Source organism: Pseudomonas nitroreducens (genome assembly GCF_014204515.1).
Lineage (GTDB): Bacteria > Pseudomonadota > Gammaproteobacteria > Pseudomonadales > Pseudomonadaceae > Pseudomonas > Pseudomonas nitritireducens_A.
Map to the genome: position 1 here is coordinate 147,392 of NZ_JACHLI010000012.1, position 18,049 is coordinate 165,440.

An 18,049-nucleotide genomic window follows, 5' to 3' on the forward strand; every position below is an offset into this window, starting at 1 on the left:
CTTTTTATTAGGGAGTGATCGTCGGACATGCATAATCCTTATATGCCGCAAGTTCCGAACATTCAGGCCGCTGGTGGTCTGGTGCCGATGGTGGTGGAGCAATCCGCCCGCGGTGAGCGTTCCTACGACATCTATTCGCGCCTGCTCAAGGAGCGGATCATCTTCCTGGTCGGCCAGGTCGAGGACTACATGGCCAACCTGGTGGTGGCCCAGCTGCTGTTCCTCGAGGCCGAGAACCCGGACAAGGACATCCACCTCTACATCAACTCCCCGGGTGGTTCGGTCACCGCTGGCATGTCGATCTACGACACCATGCAGTTCATCAAGCCCGACGTGTCCACCATCTGCGTGGGCCAGGCGTGCAGCATGGGTGCCCTGCTGCTGGCCGGCGGCGCCGCTGGCAAGCGTTACTGCCTGCCGCATTCGCGCATGATGATCCACCAGCCGCTGGGCGGATTCCAGGGCCAGGCCTCGGACATCGAGATCCATGCCAAGGAAATCCTCTTCATCAAGGAGCGTCTGAACAACGTGCTGGCGCACCACACCGGCCAGCCGCTGGACGTCATCGCCCGCGATACCGATCGTGACCGCTTCATGAGCGGCGAAGAGGCCGTCAAATACGGTCTGATCGATCAGGTCTTCACCCAGCGTCCGACCGCCAGCTAAGTCTCTCCGCTGCACCGCGGCCGGTAATCCGGCCGCTCGCGGGCTTGAAAATGCCTGCGAATGCCTTCATCTTGTCCTTCACGTATATCCCCGATTGGAACGATCGAATGACTGACACCCGCAACGGCGAGGACAACGGCAAGCTGCTGTATTGCTCCTTCTGCGGCAAGAGCCAGCACGAAGTGCGCAAGTTGATTGCCGGCCCCTCGGTCTTTATCTGCGACGAGTGCGTCGACCTGTGCAATGACATCATCCGTGAGGAGGTGCAGGAAGCACAGGCAGAGAGCAGTGCGCACAAGCTTCCGGCGCCGAAAGAGATCCGCACCATCCTCGATCAGTACGTGATCGGCCAGGAGCGTGCCAAGAAAACCCTGGCAGTAGCGGTGTACAACCACTACAAGCGCCTGAACCAGCGTGAGCGCAAGGACGACGTCGAACTGGGCAAGAGCAACATCCTGCTCATCGGCCCGACCGGCTCGGGCAAGACCCTGCTCGCCGAAACCCTGGCGCGTCTGCTCAATGTTCCCTTCACCATCGCCGATGCCACCACCCTCACCGAGGCTGGCTACGTGGGCGAAGACGTCGAGAACATCATCCAGAAGCTGCTGCAGAAGTGCGACTACGACGTCGAGAAGGCCCAGATGGGCATCGTCTATATCGACGAAATCGACAAGATCTCGCGCAAGTCCGACAACCCGTCGATCACCCGCGACGTGTCCGGCGAAGGCGTTCAGCAGGCCCTGCTGAAGCTGATCGAAGGCACCGTGGCTTCCGTACCGCCCCAGGGTGGCCGCAAGCACCCGCAGCAGGAATTCCTGCAGGTCGACACCCGCAACATCCTGTTCATCTGCGGTGGCGCGTTCGCTGGCCTGGAAAAGGTCATCCAGAACCGCTCCACCAAGGGCGGCATCGGCTTCAACGCCGAGGTTCGCAGCCAGGAAGCAGGCAAGAAGGTGGGTGAGGCGCTGCGTGAGGTGGAACCGGAGGATCTGGTGAAATTCGGTCTGATCCCCGAGTTCGTCGGCCGCCTGCCGATCATCGCGACCCTCGACGAGCTGGACGAGCCTGCGCTGATGCAGATTCTGACCGAGCCGAAGAACGCGCTGACCAAGCAGTACGCCAAGCTCTTCGAAATGGAAGGCGTGGACCTCGAGTTCCGCCCGGACGCCCTCAAGGCCGTGGCTCGCCGCGCCCTGGAGCGCAAGACCGGCGCCCGTGGCCTGCGTTCGATCCTCGAAGGCATCCTGCTCGACACCATGTACGAGATTCCCTCGCAGAACGATGTCAGCAAGGTCGTCATCGACGAGAGCGTCATCGATGGCTCGTCCCAGCCCCTGCTGATCTACGAGAACACCGAGCAGCCGGCCAAGGCCGCGCCTGACGCCTGAAACCAGAAGGGGCCCTAGGGCCCCTTTTTTCTTCCCATCTACCGCGCTTGTTTTTTCCCAGTCCTAACCCCATCTTAGGCCGAAGGGTCCAATCCCATCGTTTTGGCCAAGTGCCGCTGTAGAGCCGAATATCATGAAAACACTCGTCGAGTTGCCCCTGCTGCCCCTGCGTGACGTAGTGGTGTATCCGCACATGGTCATCCCGCTGTTCGTGGGACGTGAGAAATCCATCGAGGCCCTCGAGGCCGCCATGACCAGCGACAAGCAGATCCTGTTGCTGGCGCAGAAGAATCCGGCCGACGACGATCCGGGCGCGGACGGCCTGTACCGCATGGGTACCGTGGCCACCGTCCTGCAACTGCTCAAGCTGCCCGACGGTACCGTCAAGGTGCTGGTGGAAGGCGAGCAGCGCGGTCAGGTCGAGCGCTTCATCGACGAGGAAGCCTACTGCCGCGCCGAAGTCTCGATCATCGACGAGGCGAGCGTCGGCGAGCGCGAATCCGAAGTCTTCACCCGCAGCCTGCTCAGCCAGTTCGAGCAGTACGTACAGCTGGGCAAGAAGGTCCCGGCTGAAGTCCTGTCTTCGCTCAACAGCATCGACGAGCCCGGCCGCCTGGTAGACACCATGGCAGCGCACATGGCGCTGAAGATCGAGCAGAAGCAGGAAATCCTCGAGATCACCGAGCTGTCCGCCCGCGTCGAGCACGTACTGGCCATGCTGGATGCCGAGATCGACCTGCTGCAGGTCGAGAAGCGCATCCGCGGCCGCGTGAAGAAGCAGATGGAGCGCAGCCAGCGCGAGTATTACCTCAACGAGCAGATGAAGGCCATCCAGAAAGAACTGGGTGATATCGACGAAGGCCACAACGAAGTCGAGGAGCTGAAGAAGCGCATCGACGCTGCCGGCCTGACCAAGGAAGCCATGGCCAAGGCCACTGCCGAGCTGAACAAGCTCAAGCAGATGTCGCCGATGTCCGCCGAGGCGACCGTGGTGCGATCCTACATCGACTGGCTGGTGAACGTGCCGTGGAAGGCTGAGAGCAAGGTTCGCCACGACCTGGACAAGGCCGAGGACATCCTCGATGCCGACCATTACGGTCTGGAAGAGGTCAAGGAACGCATCCTTGAGTACCTCGCCGTGCAGAAGCGCGTGAAGAAGCTCAAGGGCCCGGTGCTCTGCCTGGTCGGCCCGCCCGGCGTGGGCAAGACCTCGCTGGCCGAGTCCATCGCCCGCGCGACCAACCGCAAGTTCGTCCGTATGGCCCTGGGTGGCGTGCGTGACGAGGCCGAGATCCGCGGTCACCGCCGGACCTACATCGGCTCCATGCCCGGTCGTCTGATTCAGAAGATGACCAAGGTCGGCGTGCGCAACCCGCTGTTCCTGCTGGACGAGATCGACAAGATGGGCAGCGACATGCGTGGCGACCCTGCCTCGGCGCTGCTGGAGGTGCTCGATCCGGAGCAGAACCACAATTTCAACGATCACTACCTGGAAGTCGACTACGACCTCTCCGACGTGATGTTCCTCTGCACGGCCAACTCCATGAGCATTCCGGCTGCGTTGCTGGACCGCATGGAAGTCATCCGCCTGCCTGGCTACACCGAGGACGAGAAGGTCAACATCGCCTCGAAATATCTTGTACCGAAACAGACTGCGGCCAATGGTCTCAAGAAGGACGAGCTGATCTTCGAGGAAGCGGCCATCCGTGACATCATTCGCTATTACACCCGTGAAGCCGGGGTGCGCAGCCTTGAGCGGCAGATTGCCAAGGTCTGCCGCAAGGCGGTGAAGGACGGCGGCAAGGCCAAGCGCATCGACGCCGTGGCGACCCCGGATTCGCTGGAGAACTACCTGGGTGTGCGCAAGTTCCGCTACGGCCTGGCCGAGCAGCAGGACCAGATCGGTCAGGTGACTGGCCTCGCCTGGACCCAGGTCGGCGGCGAATTGCTGACCATCGAGTCAGCGATGGTTCCCGGCAAGGGCGCGCTGACCAAGACCGGCTCGCTGGGCGACGTCATGGCCGAGTCGATTACTGCCGCGCTGACCGTGGTTCGCAGCCGTTCCAAGAGCCTGGGGATCGCGGCGGATTTCCACGAGAAACACGATATCCACATCCACGTTCCGGAGGGCGCGACGCCCAAGGACGGCCCTAGCGCGGGCATCGGCATGTGTACGGCGCTCGTGTCGGCGATCACCCAGATCCCGGTTCGGGCGGATGTCGCCATGACCGGTGAGATCACCTTGCGTGGTCAGGTGCTGGCCATCGGTGGGCTGAAGGAAAAACTTCTCGCGGCGCACCGGGGTGGAATCAAGACTGTGATCATTCCCGAGGAAAACGTACGAGACCTTAGGGAAATTCCGGATAATATTAAGGCCGATCTCGTTATTAAACCGGTTAAATGGATTGACGAAGTCCTGCAAATTGCGCTGCAATACGCCCCGGAGCCCTTGCCCGATGCGGCTCCCGAGATGGTTGCAAAGGATGAGAAGCGCGAGTCTGATTCCAAGGAGCGAATCAGCACGCATTAGTTGGGGGGCTTTCTTGACACTGTTTTTGAGCCCTTGTTATAAAGCGGCACTTGCTTTGTCAGATGGCAAACCAGCACCTGCTTTTGCTTACACCTAACACATAGAAACATACTCAACAGAAATAAGGGGACTTAGAGTGAACAAGTCGGAACTGATCGATGCTATCGCCGCATCTGCTGATATCCCGAAAGCTGTTGCCGGTCGCGCTCTGGACGCGGTGATCGAGTCCGTAACTGGCGCCCTGAAGGCTGGTGACTCCGTCGTACTGGTAGGCTTCGGCACCTTCGCTGTCAAAGAGCGCGCTGCTCGCACCGGTCGCAACCCGCAAACCGGCAAGCCGATCAAGATCGCTGCTGCTAAGATCCCGGGCTTCAAGGCCGGTAAAGCCCTCAAGGACGCCGTCAACTAAGCGTCTTTTTGGACTTGACCCGAACCGGTTCAACTTCGGTTGGGCCGGTCACGGAGCGATGACCCGGCTGGCGTAGGTCGGTTGGAATCATCAGGGGTCACGGGCTCGAAGCCCGCCAGCTCCACCCGTTACGAGAAGGCGCATCCTCGGATGCGCCTTTCTTATATCTGCCTTTTTTCCACGCCGCGCCGCCATTGACGGTGAGCCGTGGCCGCGTCGGGGGCCGCATGCTGCAAAACATCAGGGACAATTCCCAAGGCTGGATCACCAAGACCATCCTGGGCGTGATCGTTGTCCTCATGGCTTTGACCGGGTTCGATCAGATCATTCGCGCAACCCACCACGAGAACGTCGCCGCCCAGGTCAATGGAGACGACATCGGCCTGCCGGAACTGCAGCAGGCCGCTGATATGCAGCGTCGCCAGCTGATGCAGCGCCTGGGCAAGGACTTCGATGCTTCCATGCTCGACGACAAGCTGCTCAAGGAATCGGCGCTCAAGGCGCTGATCGAGCGCAAGCTGATCCTGCAGGCCGCGCAGAACGACAAGTTCGCCTTCTCCCAGCAGGCCCTGGACCAGCTGATCCTGTCGACTCCCGAGTTCCAGGTGGATGGCAAGTTCAGCGCCGAGCGCTTTGACCAGGTCATCCGCCAGATGGGCTATGACCGCATGCAGTTCCGCCGCATGTTCGGCGAGGAAATGCTGATCGGCCAACTGCGCGCCGGCATCGCCGGTACCGGTTTCGTTACCGATGACGAACTGACCGCGTTCGCCCGCCTGGAAAAGCAGACCCGTGACTTCGCCACCCTGACCCTGAAGGCCGACCCGGCCAGGAGCAAGGTGGAGGACAGCGAGATCAAGGCGTACTACGACGCCCACAGCACCGAGTTCATGACTCCCGAACAGGTCACCATCGATTACGTCGAACTGAAGAAGTCGGCGTTCTTCGATCAGGTTGAAGTGAAGAAGGAAGACCTGGACGCCCTCTATCAGAAGGAAATCGCCGGCCTGTCCGAGCAGCGCGACGCCGCGCACATCCTGATCGAGGTGAATGACAAGCAGAACGACCAGCAGGCCAAGGCGAAGATCGACGAGATCAAGGCGCGCCTGGACAAGGGCGAGGACTTCGCCAAGCTGGCCAAGGAGCTGTCCAACGACACCGGCTCCGCCGCCAACGGTGGTGACCTGGGCTATGCCGGTCGTGGCGTTTACGACCCGGCTTTCGAAGAGTCGCTCTACGCGCTGAAGAAGGGCGAGGTTTCCGCCCCGGTGAAGACTTCCTACGGTTGGCACCTGATCAAGCTGCTGGGCGTCGAGGCCCCCGAGGTTCCGAGCTTCGACAGCCTCAAGGCCAAGCTCGAGCGCGAAGTGAAGACCCAACTGGTCGAGCAGCGCTTCGTCGACGCCACCAAGCAGCTGGAAAGCTCCGCCTACGAAGCTGCCGATCTGGGTCAGCCGGCTCAGGACATGGGCCTGAAGGTGCAGACCAGCAAGCCGTTCGGTCGTGAAGGCGGCGAAGGCATCACCGCCAACCGTCAGGTTCTCCAGGCGGCGTTCAGCCCGGAAGTGCTGGAAGAGGCAGCCAACAGCGGCGCCATCGAGCTGGACCCGGACACTGTGGTCGTGCTGCGCGTGAAGGAGCACCACAAGCCTGAGCAGGAAACCCTGGAGCAGGTCAGTGACAGTATCCTCAAGCGCCTGCAGGTCGAGCACGCGGCCGCCGATGCGAAGAAGCGCGGCGAAGAGTTGCTGGCCGGTCTGCGCGACGGCAAGATCCCGCTGACCCAGGCCCAGGAAGGCCAGCAGTGGAAAGTCGTGGAAGCGGCTGCCCGTGGCCAGGAGGGCGTCGATCCGGTGGTGCTGCAGAGTGCGTTCCGCATGGCTCGCCCGGAAAGCGCCGACAAGCCCAGTCTGGGCGGCGTGGCACTGCAGAACGGCGACTTCGTGCTGGTCAAGCTCAGCGGTGTGAGCGAGCCGGAGGCCAAGCCCAGCGAAGAAGAGAAGGCGATGTACAAGCGTTTCCTCGCCTCGCGCAGCGGTTCGGACGATTTCACCGCGTTCCGCCGCTACCTGCAGGATCAGGCGAAGATCGAGAAATTCGACGACGCCAAGAAGTGACAGACAAGGGCCGCGCAAGCGGCCCTTGTTGTTTCCGGTGAAGAAAAAAGGCCGCAGTCGCGGCCTTTTTCTTTGCGCTGAGGAATCAGGCCGGCGTCGGCGCCAGGAAGGCAGCCTCCAGCAGTTGCTGGGTGTAGGCGTGCTGGGGCGCGGCGAAGACTTCCTCGGCCAGGCCCTGTTCGACCACCTTGCCGTGGCGGATCACCATCAACTGGTGGCTGAGGGCTTTCACCACGGCCAGGTCGTGGCTGATGAACAGGTAGGTCAGGTTGTACTTCTCCTGCAGGCTGCGCAGCAACTCGACCACCTGGCGCTGTACGGTGCGGTCCAGTGCCGAGGTCGGTTCGTCCAGGAGGATCAGCGCCGGCTTGAGCACCAGGGCGCGGGCAATGGCGATGCGCTGCCGCTGGCCACCGGAGAACTCGTGGGGGTAGCGGTGACGGGTTTCCGGATCGAGCCCGACTTCCCTGAGCGCCGCGATGATCGCCTGCTCGCGCTCCTCGGCCGTGCCCATGCCGTGAATCTCCAGGCCTTCGCCGACGATCTGGCCCACCGACATGCGCGGGCTGAGGCTGCCGAACGGGTCCTGGAAGACCACCTGCATTTCGCGCCGCAATGGCCTGACCTGCGCCTGGTTCATGCCTTCGATGGCCTGGCCCTCGAAGCGGATGCCGCCCTGGCTGTTGATCAGGCGCAGGATCGCCAGCCCCAGGGTGGACTTGCCCGAGCCGCTCTCGCCGACGATGCCCAGGGTCTGCCCGCGCGGCAGGCTGAAGTCGATGCCGTCCACCGCTTTTACGTGGTCGACGGTCTTGCGGAACACGCCTTTCTTGATCGGGAACCACACCCGCAAGTCATCGACCTCCAGCAGCGGCTCTCCAGGCGCGTTCTGCGCGGGGTTGCCGCTGGGCTCGGCGCCGAGCAATTCGCGCGTGTAGGGGTGCTGTGGGGCCGCGAAGAGGGTTTCGCAGTCGGCCTGCTCGACGATGCAGCCGCGTTTCATCACGCAGACGCGGTGGGCGATGCGCCGGACCAGGTTGAGATCGTGGGTGATCAGCAGCAGGGCCATGCCCAGGCGCTGCTGCAGATCGCGCAGCAGGTCGAGGATCTTCAGCTGTACGGTGACGTCCAGCGCCGTGGTCGGTTCGTCGGCGATCAACAGTTCCGGCTCGCAGGCCAGCGCCATGGCGATCATCACCCGTTGCCGCTGGCCGCCGGAGAGTTCATGGGGGTAGGCCTTGAGGCGCGACGCGGGGTTGGGGATGCCGACCAGCTCCAGCAGTTCCAGCGTGCGTGCACGGGCCTGGTTGCCACTCATGCCCTTGTGCAGGGCCAGTACTTCGCCGATCTGCTTCTCGATGGTGTGCAGCGGGTTCAGCGAGGTCATGGGTTCCTGGAACACCATGGCGATGCGGTTGCCGCGAATGCCGCGCAGCTTGCGCTCGGGCAGCTTGAGCAGGTCCTTGCCGGCATAGTGGATGCTGCCGGAGGGGTGGCTGGCGGTGGGGTAGGGCAGCAGGCGCAGGATGGAGTGCGCGGTCACCGACTTGCCGGAGCCGCTTTCGCCCACCAGTGCCAGGGTTTCGCCCTTGCGGATGTCGAAGCTGATGTGTTCCACCGCGCGGACCTGTTCCTCGCCGCAGAGGAAATCGACGGACAGGTCGCGGACTTCGATGAGGTTCTCGTTCTGGCTCATGTCACTTCCTCGGGTCGAAGGCATCACGGGCGGCCTCGCCGATGAATACCAGCAGGCTCAGCATCACGGCCAGCACCACGAAGGCGGTGATGCCCAGCCAGGGCGCCTGCAGGTTGGACTTGCCCTGGGCGACCAACTCGCCCAGCGACGGCGCACCGGCGGGCAGGCCGAAGCCGAGGAAGTCCAGGGAGGTCAGGGTGCCGATCGCGCCGGTAAGGATGAAAGGCATGAAGGTCAGGGTGGAGATCATCGCGTTGGGCAGGATGTGGCGGAACATGATCGCCCCGTTGCGCATGCCCAGGGCCCGCGCGGCGCGCACGTACTCCAGGTTGCGGCCGCGGAGGAACTCGGCGCGCACCACGTCCACCAGGCTCATCCAGGAGAACAGCAGCATGATCCCCAGCAGCCACCAGAAGCTTGGCTGGACGAAGCTGGCGAGGATGATCAGCAGGTAGAGCACCGGCAGGCCGGACCAGATTTCCAGGAAGCGCTGGCCGAGCAGGTCGACCCAGCCGCCGTAGAAGCCCTGCAGCGCGCCGACGATGACGCCGACGATGGAGCTGAGCACGGTGAGGATCAGGGCGAACAGCACCGACACGCGGAAGCCGTAGATCACCCGCGCCATCACGTCGCGCGCCTGGTCGTCGGTGCCCAGCCAGTTTTCCGCCGTGGGCGCGGAGGGCGCCGGCACGCGCAGGTCGTAGTTGATGGTGTCGTAGCTGTAGGCGATCGGCGGCCAGAGGATCCAGCCGTCCTTCTGCGCGATCTGCTCGCGCATGTACGGGCTCTTGTAGTTCGCCTCCATGGGGAACTCGCCGCCGAAGGCGGTTTCCGGGTAGCGCTTGATGACCGGGAAGTACCACTGGCCGTCGTAGCGCACCGCCAGTGGCTTGTCGTTGGCGATCAGCTCGGCGCCAAGGCTGAGGATGAACAGCGCGAGGAACAGCCAGAGCGACCACCAGCCACGCTTGTTGGCCTTGAAGCGCGCCCAGCGGCGCTGATTGATGGGAGACAGGCGCATCGGATTACTCCCGGTTCTCGAAGTCGATGCGCGGATCGACCAGCGTGTAGAGGACGTCGCTGACCAGCTTCATGATCAGGCCGAACAGGGTGAAGATGAACAGCGTGCCGAACACCACCGGGTAGTCGCGGTTCAGCGCGGCCTCGAAGCTGAGCAGGCCCAGGCCGTCGAGGGAGAAGATCACCTCGATCAGCAGGGAGCCGGTGAAGAAGATCCCCAGCAGGGCAGAGGGGAGCCCTGCGATGATCAGTAGCATGGCGTTGCGGAATACGTGGCCGTAGAGCACGCGGCGCTCGGTCAGGCCCTTGGCGCGGGCGGTGACCACGTACTGCTTGCCGATCTCGTCGAGGAAGCTGTTCTTGGTCAGCAGGGTGATGGTGGCGAAGTTGCCGATCACCAGCGCGGTGATGGGCAGCGCCAGGTGCCAGAAGTAGTCGCGGACCTTGCCGGCCCAGGTCAGCTCGTCGAAGTTGTTGGAGGTCAATCCGCGCAAGGGGAACCAGTCCCAGTAGCTGCCGCCGGCGAACAGCACCACCAGCAGGATGGCGAAGAGGAAGGCGGGGATGGCGTAGCCGACGATGATCGCCGAGCTGGTCCAGACGTCGAAGTGGCTGCCGTGGCGCACCGCCTTGGCGATGCCCAGCGGGATCGACACCAGGTACATGATCAGCGTGCTCCACAGCCCCAGGGAGATGGACACGGGCAGCTTCTCGACGATCAGGTCGGTGACCTTGGCGTCGCGGAAGAAGCTCTGGCCGAAGTCCAGGTGCACGTAGTTCTTCAGCATGATCCAGAAACGCTCGGGGGCCGGCTTGTCGAAGCCGTACATGCGCTCGATTTCCTTCACCAGCTCCGGGTCCAGGCCCTGGGCGCCGCGGTAGTGCGTGCCGGCAGAGGCGACTTCACCGCCGCCGCCGGAGATGCGCCCGGTGGCGCCGCCGCTGGCGGCGTCGAAGCCTTCCAGTTTGGCGATCATCTGCTCCACCGGGCCGCCGGGGGCGGCCTGGATGATGATGAAGTTGATGAGCAGGATGCCGAACAGGGTCGGGATGATCAGCAGCAGGCGCCGCAGGATGTAGGCCAGCATCAGTTGGCCCCTTGGGCGACGGCATCGTCAGCCGGCGCTTGGGCTGCGGCCTTGGCGTCCGACCTGGACGGTTCGGCCTTGTCACGGGCCTGCCACCAGGTCATCAGCGCGTAGTCGTAGGGCGGCAGGTTCTGCGGATGGGCGATGCGGTTCCAGTAGGCCAGGCGCCAGTTGCCCAGGTACCAGTTGGGCACGACGTAATGGCCCCAGAGCAGCGCGCGGTCCAGGGCGCGGGCATGGCGCACCAGGCTTTCGCGGGAGTCGGCGTTGATCAGTTGTTCCACCAGGGCGTCGATGCCCGGGTCGCGCAGGCCGATCATGTTCCTGCTGGCGGACTGGTCTGCACTGCTGGAGTGCCAGAATTCCCGTTGCTCGTTGCCGGGCGAGTTGGACTGCGGCCAGCTGGTCACGATCATGTCGTAGTCCCGCGAGCGCAGGCGATTGACGTACTGCGAGACGTCGACCCGGCGTATCTGCATGTCGATGCCCAGTTCGGCGAGGTTGCGCTTGAACGGCAGCAGCACTCGCTCGAAATCGGTCTGGAACAGCAGGAACTCGAAGCTCAGCTGCTTGCCGTCGGGGCCGACCATCTTGTCGTTGTCGATCTTGTAGCCGGCGTCCAGCAGCAGTTGGTAGGCCTTGCGCTTCTGCTCGCGGATGATGCCGCTGCCGTCGCTGGTGGGCGGTACGTAGACCTGGGTGAAGACCTGCGGCGGCAGCTTGTCGCGCAGCGGCTCGAGGATTTTCAGCTCCTGCGCGTCGGGCAGTTCCTTGGCGGCCATCTCCGAGTTCTCGAAGTAGCTGCCGTCGCGCAGGTAGGAGCCGAAGAACAGCTGCTTGTTGGTCCACTCGAAGTCGAAGAGGTTGGTGATCGCCTCGCGCACGCGCGGGTCCTGGAACACCGGGCGGCGGATGTTGAAGGCGTAGGCCTGCATGCCCCACGGGTTGCCGTTGACCGGCTCCTCGCGAACGATGCGCCCATCGCGCACGGCGGGGGAGTCGTAGGCGGTGGCCCAGTTCTTGGCGATGCGCTCGTCGTTGAAGTCGAATTGCCCGGCCTTGAACGCTTCCAGGGCCACGTTGGAGTCCCGGTAGATATCGACCACAACGGCACCGAAATTATTGAAGCCACGGTTTACCGCCAGCTTGTCGCCCCACCAGTCTTTCACCCGCTCATAGCGGATCGAACGGCCGGCGTCGACCTTGCTGATGCGGTAGGGCCCGCTGCCCAGCGGCGGCTCCATGTTGGTCTTGCTGAAGTCCCGAGTTGCCCACCAGTGCTTGGGGAGCACGGATATCTGGCCCAGCACCAGCGGTAGCTCGCGGTTATCGCCGTGCTTGAAGTCGAAACGTACGCGCAGCTTGTCCTCGGCCACCACCTTGTCGACGTCCGCGTAGTAGTTGCGATACATCGGATCGCCGCTCTTTATCAGGGTCTCGAAGGTGAACACCACATCCTCGGCGGTGACCGGCGTGCCGTCGTGGAACTTCGCCTCGGGACGCAGGTAGAAGCGCACGAAACGGTGATTGGGGTCCTTCTCGATCTTCTCGGCGAGCAGGCCGTATTCGGTGAAGGGCTCGTCGAGGGAGTGGAAGGTCAGGGTGTCGTAGATCAGCCCCAGCTGCGGTGCCGAGTTGCCTTTGGGAATGAAGGGGTTGAGGCTGTCGAAGCCGGCAGCGCTGGAGAGGCGCAGCGTGCCGCCCTGGGGCGCGGCGGCATTGACGAAGTCGAAGTGCTTGAAGTTCGCCGGGTACTTCGGCGCTTCGTCATACAGGGTGATGGCGTGCTGCGGCGCGGCCTGCGCACTGCCCAGCAGTCCCAGCAACAGGCCGGCGCAGAGCGCGGCGCGGCGGGGGCTTTTCATAGGGGTTTCTCCTGGTCTTTTTGCCACCAGGCGCGCAGGCCCAGCGTGTAGGGCGGCGTGGTGACGAAGGCGAAGCGGTTGCGGTACGCCAATCGATGCTTGTTCAGGTACCAGTTGGGAATGCTGTAGTGCTGCCACAGCAGCACCCGGTCCAGGGCCCGCGCCGCGGCTTCCTGCTGGTCGCGGTCGGTGGCGCCGAGGAGTTTCTCGAGCATCGCGTCCACCACGGGACTGGCGATGCCCGCATAGTTCTTGCTGCCCTTGACCGCCACCTGGCTGGAATGGAAGTACTGCCATTGTTCGAGGCCGGGGCTCAGGGTCTGGGGCAGGGTCATCAGAATCATGTCGTAGTCGAACTGGTCCAGACGCTGTTTGTACTGGGCGCGGTCCACGGTGCGCAAGCTCGCATCGATGCCGATGCTGGCGAGGTTCTCGCGGTAGGGCTGGAGGATGCGTTCCAGGCTGGGGTTGACCAGCAGTATCTCGAAGCGCAGCGGTTTGCCGCTGGCATCCTGCAGGCGGTCGCCGGAGAGTTTCCAGCCGGCGTCGGCCAGTAGACCCAATGCATGGCGCAGGGTTTCCCGCGGGATGCCGCTGCCCTTGGTAACCGGCACCGTGAAGGGGCGGGTGAAGAGGGCATCTGGCAGTTGCTGGCGATAGGGCGAGAGCAGCAGCCATTCCTTGCCCTGGGGCACGCCGCTGGCGGCGAAGGTGCTGTTGGGGTAGTAGCTGCTGGCGCGCACATAGGCGTCATTGAACAGTGCGCGGTTGGTCCATTCGAAATCGAACATCATGCCCAGCGCTTCGCGCAGGCGGCGGTCGGCGAAGGTCGGCCGCCGCGTGTTCATGAACAGCGCCTGGGTCTGGGTGGGAATCTGGTGGGGGATTTCCACCTTCACCACGTCGCCGCGGCGTACCGCCGGGAAGCGGTAGTTGCTGCGCCAGTTCTTCGCCTGGTGCTCGATGTAGATGTCGAACTCGCCGGCCTTGAAGGCTTCGAAGGCGATGCCGGCGTCGCGGTAGAAGTCGACTTCGACACGGTCGAAGTTGTACTTGCCGCGATTCACCGGCAAATCCCTGCCCCACCAGTCCTTGACCCGTTCGAACACCAGGCGCCGCCCCGGCTCCACCTCGGTGATCCGGTAGGGGCCGCTGCCCAGCGGTGCGTCGAAGGTGGTGGCCTGGAAGTCGCGGCCTTTCCAGTAGTGCTGCGGCAGCACCGGCATCTCGCCCAGGCGCAGGATCAGCAGCGGATTGTCATGGCGCTTCAAGACGAAACGGATGCTCTGCCGGGAGAGGATGTCGACCCGCTGCACCTCCTGCAGGCTGGTGCGGTACATGGGGTGGCCATGCTGCAGCAGGGTGCGGTAGGAAAACGCCACGTCATAGGCGGTGATCGGCTTGCCGTCGTGGAAGCGCGCTTCCGGGCGCAGGTTGAACACCACCCAGCTGCGGTCATCGGCGTATTCGACGCTGCGGGCGATCAGGCCGTAGCTGGAGGCGGGTTCGTCGCCGGACGGATCGTAGAGCCCGGTGCCGACCATCAGCGGCTCGTTCAGCTCACTGACGCCGTACTGCAGGAAGTCGGCGGTACTGATCGGCGGGCTGCCCTTGAAGGTATAGGGATTGAGCGTGTCGAAACTGCCCAGACCCATCAGGCGCAGGGTTCCACCCTTGGGCGCGTGGGGATCGACCCAGTCGAAGTGGTCGAAGTTCGCCGGGTACTTGAGATCGCCGAACTGCGCGTAGCCGTGGCTCTCGATGATCTGGGCGGAGGCGGGGAGCCCCAGGAAGAGGCCCAGGAGCAGCAGAGACAAACGACGCATCAGGCGTAGGATCCGATCCTGGCTGGCTGAAGGGGTTAGCGTCGTACAGTAGCAGCTTGTCCTTGCTGCCAGAAGACATGCGGCCGGGGCTGTGCGCCCCGGCGCAGGGTGAAACTCAGCGGCTGGCGGTGTTGAGGTACAGCGTGAGCGTCTGGCCCGGCTTCAGGGCCTGGGCGCTGCGCGGGTTCCAGCGTTTGATGTGTTGCATTTCGACATTGAAGCGCTTGGCGATGGTGTACATCGAGTCGCCCTGCTTGACCTTGTAATAGGTCGCGGCATCCGGCTTGGCCTTGCCCTTGCTGCTGGCAGCGGCCAACTGGGTGGCGGCGGCGCTCTGCAGCTTGAGGGTCTGGCCGGGCTTGACGCCGTGGCTGTCCAGGCCGTTCCAGCGCTTGAGGTCGGCGACCTCGACGCCATTCTTCTTGGCGATGTTCCACAGGGTGTCGCCGTTCTTCACGGTGTAGCTGCGGGTGGCGACACGGGTACTGGCGGTGGTCCGCGAGCTTTCCACCTGGGCCAGCTGGCGCGGGCTCTCCGGCTCGATGGTCGGCCGGCCGGGCTGGCCGGGGATGACCAGGGTCTGGCCGTTGCGCAGGCGGTTGGCGCTCAGGCGGTTGGCCGCCTTGAGCTCGGCGACGCTGAGGCGGTAGCGCTGGGCGATGCTGTGCAGGCTGTCACCCTTGCGCACGCGATACTGGCTGCCGCGGCTGGAGGCGACGATCACCGGCTTGATCTGCACCGGCTCCAGGTTGGCTACGCCGGCTTTCAGGCTGTCGGCCTTGGCCAGCGGCACCAGCAGGTGATGCGGGCCGTCCAGGGTCACCTTGCGCTTGAAGGCCGGGTTGAGCTGGTACAGCTCGTCTTCGTCCAGATCGGCGACGGCGGCGACCTGGGACAGGTCCAGGCCGGGTTTGACGCGGATCGAGGTGAAATAGGGCTGGTTGGCGATCGGGCTGAGGTTGATGCCGTAGATGGTCGGCGCGTTCACCAGTTGCGACAGGGCCAGCAGCTTGGGCACGTAGTCCTGGGTTTCCTGCGGAAGCGGCAGGTTCCAGTAGTCGGTGGGCAGGCCGAGGCGCTCGTTGCGCTCGATGGCGCGGCTCACCGTGCCTTCGCCGGCGTTGTAGGCGGCCAGGGCGAGCAGCCAGTCGCCATTGAACATGTCGTGCAGGCGGCTGAGGTAGGTCAGCGCAGCGTTGGTCGAGGCGGTGATGTCGCGGCGGCCGTCGTAGAAGTTGGTCTGGCGCAGGTTGAAATGGGTACCGGTACTCGGGATGAACTGCCACAGGCCGACGGCCTGGGCGCGCGACACGGCCATGGGGTTGTACGAGCTCTCGATCACTGGCAGCAGGGCCAGTTCCAGCGGCATGTCGCGTTCTTCCAGGCGCTCGACGACATAGTGCATGTAGGGCGCACCGCGTTCGCTGGCGTTTTCCAGGAACGACTGGTTGCTCATGAACCACAGGCGCTGGCGCTCGATACGCGGGTTGGTATTGAGCTGGTCCTGCAGCTGGAAACCACCGCGCATGCGCTCCCAGATATCGTTCTGGGCCTGGGTCCAGGCTGGATTGAACTGCACGTCGACGGCGCGCGAGGCGCTGCGCACCGGACTGCTGGACGACTCCTGCGGGGTCGACTGGCAGCCGGCCAGGCCTGCGGCGAGCAGTACGATGGAGACTCGGATGGCACGTGCCAATGCGTCTAGATCGGAGGTCTTGCTGGTCTTGGGCGACATTGGCTGATGACTGTGTCCGGGGCAAAAATTTCGGCGATTCTAGGAATCGCATCTGCCCTGGTCAAGATTTCGCCAGACGTCAGAACTGGTCCTTCCAGCGGCGAATGGTCGCAAAGACATCCTCCGGAGCCCGTAGATGCTGGCCGTTCCGCTCGTCGGCCTTTTTCATAACGGATATTTCTGACGAGCGAAGGAATGGATTCGTACGCTTCTCCAGGGCGATGGACGAAGGTAGGCTGATCCGCCCCCGCTCGCGCCACTGCCGGACCTCTTCGTAGCGAGCCAGGACCTCCGGATTGTCCGGTTCCACCGCACAGGCGAAGCGCAGGTTGCTCAGGGTGTATTCGTGGGCGCAGTAGACCGCGGTAGCCCCGGGCAGGGCGGCCAGCCGGCTCAGCGATTCATGCATCTGTGCCGGCGTCCCCTCGAACAGGCGGCCGCAGCCGCCGGCGAACAGGGTGTCGCCGCAGAACAGCAGCGGTTGTTCTTGAGCGCTGTGGAAATAGGCGATGTGGCCCAGGGTGTGGCCAGGCACGTGGATGACCTCCAAGCCCAGGCCCAGCACCTCGACCCGGTCGCCGTCTTCCAGGGCCACGTCGCGGGCGGGGATCTTCTCCTGGGCCGGGCCGAGCACGCGGGCGCCGGTCGCCTCCTTCAGGCGGGCGACACCGCCGACGTGGTCGGCGTGGTGGTGGGTGACCAGGATGTCGGTCAGTTTCCAGCCGGGGTGAGCTTCCAGCCAGCGCTCCACCGGGCCGGCGTCGCCCGGATCGACCACCGCGCACTCGCGGCGGGTCACATCCTGCAACAGCCACAGGTAGTTATCGGAAAAGGCCGGCAGTGCGTCTATCTGTATCATGGGGTCAAAGTCGCCAAGAGGTGGGCATTGGCGCATAGTAGTGCGGATACGCACATTTGTGTCGCGCTGTCCCACAGGGGGTAGTGATGATCGAAGAACCCTTCGCCCAGGCCGATGCCGACTGGCTGGAGCTGATCGACCAGGCTCGCCACTGGCTGTCCGGGCCGATCGGCGGAATGATGCTGGCCGAAGAGCAGCAACTGCTGATCGACGAGCTGGAACGCTATTTCGGCGGCTACCTGGTGCATTACGGGCCGCATGCCGAATTACCGGCCCGTGTCGGCAACATCCAGCGCGGCGTGCGCCTGGGGCCGCCGCTGCCAGGGGTAGAAATCGCCTGTGACGAGGCGGCCTGGCCGCTGGGTGAGCACGCCGCCGACGTGGTGCTGCTGCAGCACGGCCTGGATTTCTGCCTGTCGCCCCATCGCTTGCTGCGTGAAGCCGCTCGCAGCGTTCGCCCTGGCGGGCACCTGCTGGTGGTCGGGGTCAACCCCTGGAGCGCCTGGGGAATCCGCCATTATTTCGCCCGCGACGCCCTGCGCCGTGCTCGTTGCATCTCGCCGACGCGGGTCTGCGACTGGCTCAACCTGCTGGGCTTCGCGCTGGAGAAACGCCGCTTCGGATGTTATCGTCCGCCGCTTGCATCGGCGAAATGGCAGGGCCGCCTGGCCCGCATGGAAACCTGGGGACCCGTCCTGCAGGGGACCGGCGCCGGCTTCTACCTGCTGGTGGCGCGCAAGCTGGTGGTCGGTCTGCGCCCCCTGCGCCAGCCCCGCCGCGAACCGCGCGGCCAGTTGGTCCCGCTGCCGGTGGCCAAGGTCAGTCGCCGCGATTCCGAGTCCTGAAAGCG

General features: G+C 64.0%; 13 protein-coding genes. 6 read left to right on the forward strand and 7 right to left on the reverse strand.

What is annotated here, in order from left to right:
* Positions 1-27: 27 nt before the first annotated feature.
* The 5 genes from clpP to HNP46_RS16765 all read left to right on the forward strand — a co-directional run bounded on the left by clpP (position 28) and on the right by HNP46_RS16765 (position 7,110).
* Positions 28-666: an ATP-dependent Clp endopeptidase proteolytic subunit ClpP gene (gene clpP, locus HNP46_RS16745; RefSeq protein WP_184590903.1), complete on the forward strand. Its 639-nt coding sequence runs from the start codon at positions 28-30 to the stop codon at positions 664-666.
* Between the two features lie 107 nt (positions 667-773).
* Complete coding sequence (gene clpX, locus HNP46_RS16750) at positions 774-2,054, forward strand: ATP-dependent Clp protease ATP-binding subunit ClpX (RefSeq protein WP_184590905.1); 1,281 nt, start codon at positions 774-776, stop codon at positions 2,052-2,054.
* A gap of 133 nt (positions 2,055-2,187) precedes the next feature.
* Positions 2,188-4,584: an endopeptidase La gene (gene lon, locus HNP46_RS16755; protein ID WP_184590907.1), complete on the forward strand. Its 2,397-nt coding sequence runs from the start codon at positions 2,188-2,190 to the stop codon at positions 4,582-4,584.
* A gap of 136 nt (positions 4,585-4,720) precedes the next feature.
* A complete protein-coding gene (gene hupB / locus HNP46_RS16760) occupies positions 4,721-4,993 on the forward strand; it encodes a nucleoid-associated protein HU-beta (RefSeq protein ID WP_003087931.1) in 273 nt (90 codons plus the stop codon).
* Positions 4,994-5,220: 227 nt separating this feature from the next.
* A complete protein-coding gene (locus HNP46_RS16765) occupies positions 5,221-7,110 on the forward strand; it encodes a SurA N-terminal domain-containing protein (protein ID WP_184590909.1) in 1,890 nt (629 codons plus the stop codon).
* A gap of 85 nt (positions 7,111-7,195) precedes the next feature.
* Here the strand turns inward: HNP46_RS16765 and HNP46_RS16770 are convergent, their stop codons facing one another.
* The 7 genes from HNP46_RS16770 to gloB form a co-directional block, all read right to left on the reverse strand.
* Positions 7,196-8,806 (reverse strand): ABC transporter ATP-binding protein, encoded by a 1,611-nt coding sequence (locus HNP46_RS16770; protein ID WP_184590911.1) that lies wholly within the window; start codon positions 8,804-8,806, stop codon positions 7,196-7,198.
* Position 8,807: 1 nt separating this feature from the next.
* Positions 8,808-9,827 carry an ABC transporter permease gene (locus HNP46_RS16775; RefSeq protein ID WP_184590913.1) on the reverse strand — a complete coding sequence of 340 codons (1,020 nt, stop codon included), beginning with the start codon at positions 9,825-9,827 and terminating at the stop codon, positions 8,808-8,810.
* A 4-nt stretch (positions 9,828-9,831) separates the two neighbouring features.
* Positions 9,832-10,914, reverse strand: coding sequence for a microcin C ABC transporter permease YejB (locus tag HNP46_RS16780; RefSeq protein WP_184590915.1), 1,083 nt, complete (start codon positions 10,912-10,914; stop codon positions 9,832-9,834).
* Positions 10,914-12,779 carry an extracellular solute-binding protein gene (locus tag HNP46_RS16785; protein WP_184590917.1) on the reverse strand — a complete coding sequence of 622 codons (1,866 nt, stop codon included), beginning with the start codon at positions 12,777-12,779 and terminating at the stop codon, positions 10,914-10,916. Before HNP46_RS16785 ends, HNP46_RS16780 begins: the two co-directional genes overlap by 1 nt.
* Positions 12,776-14,605: an extracellular solute-binding protein gene (locus HNP46_RS16790; RefSeq protein WP_184590919.1), complete on the reverse strand. Its 1,830-nt coding sequence runs from the start codon at positions 14,603-14,605 to the stop codon at positions 12,776-12,778. Before HNP46_RS16790 ends, HNP46_RS16785 begins: the two co-directional genes overlap by 4 nt.
* Positions 14,606-14,720: 115 nt before the next feature.
* The gene (locus tag HNP46_RS16795; RefSeq protein ID WP_184590922.1) at positions 14,721-16,340 is read right to left on the reverse strand and encodes a LysM peptidoglycan-binding domain-containing protein; all 1,620 of its coding nucleotides are present in this window, start codon (positions 16,338-16,340) and stop codon (positions 14,721-14,723) included.
* A 79-nt stretch (positions 16,341-16,419) separates the two neighbouring features.
* The gene (gene gloB, locus HNP46_RS16800; protein WP_184590924.1) at positions 16,420-17,199 is read right to left on the reverse strand and encodes a hydroxyacylglutathione hydrolase; all 780 of its coding nucleotides are present in this window, start codon (positions 17,197-17,199) and stop codon (positions 16,420-16,422) included.
* Positions 17,200-17,288: 89 nt separating this feature from the next.
* Between gloB and HNP46_RS16805 the strand changes: the two genes are divergently transcribed.
* Positions 17,289-18,044, forward strand: a complete 756-nt coding sequence (locus HNP46_RS16805) for a class I SAM-dependent methyltransferase (protein ID WP_184590980.1) — start codon at positions 17,289-17,291, stop codon at positions 18,042-18,044.
* Positions 18,045-18,049 lie beyond the last annotated feature (5 nt).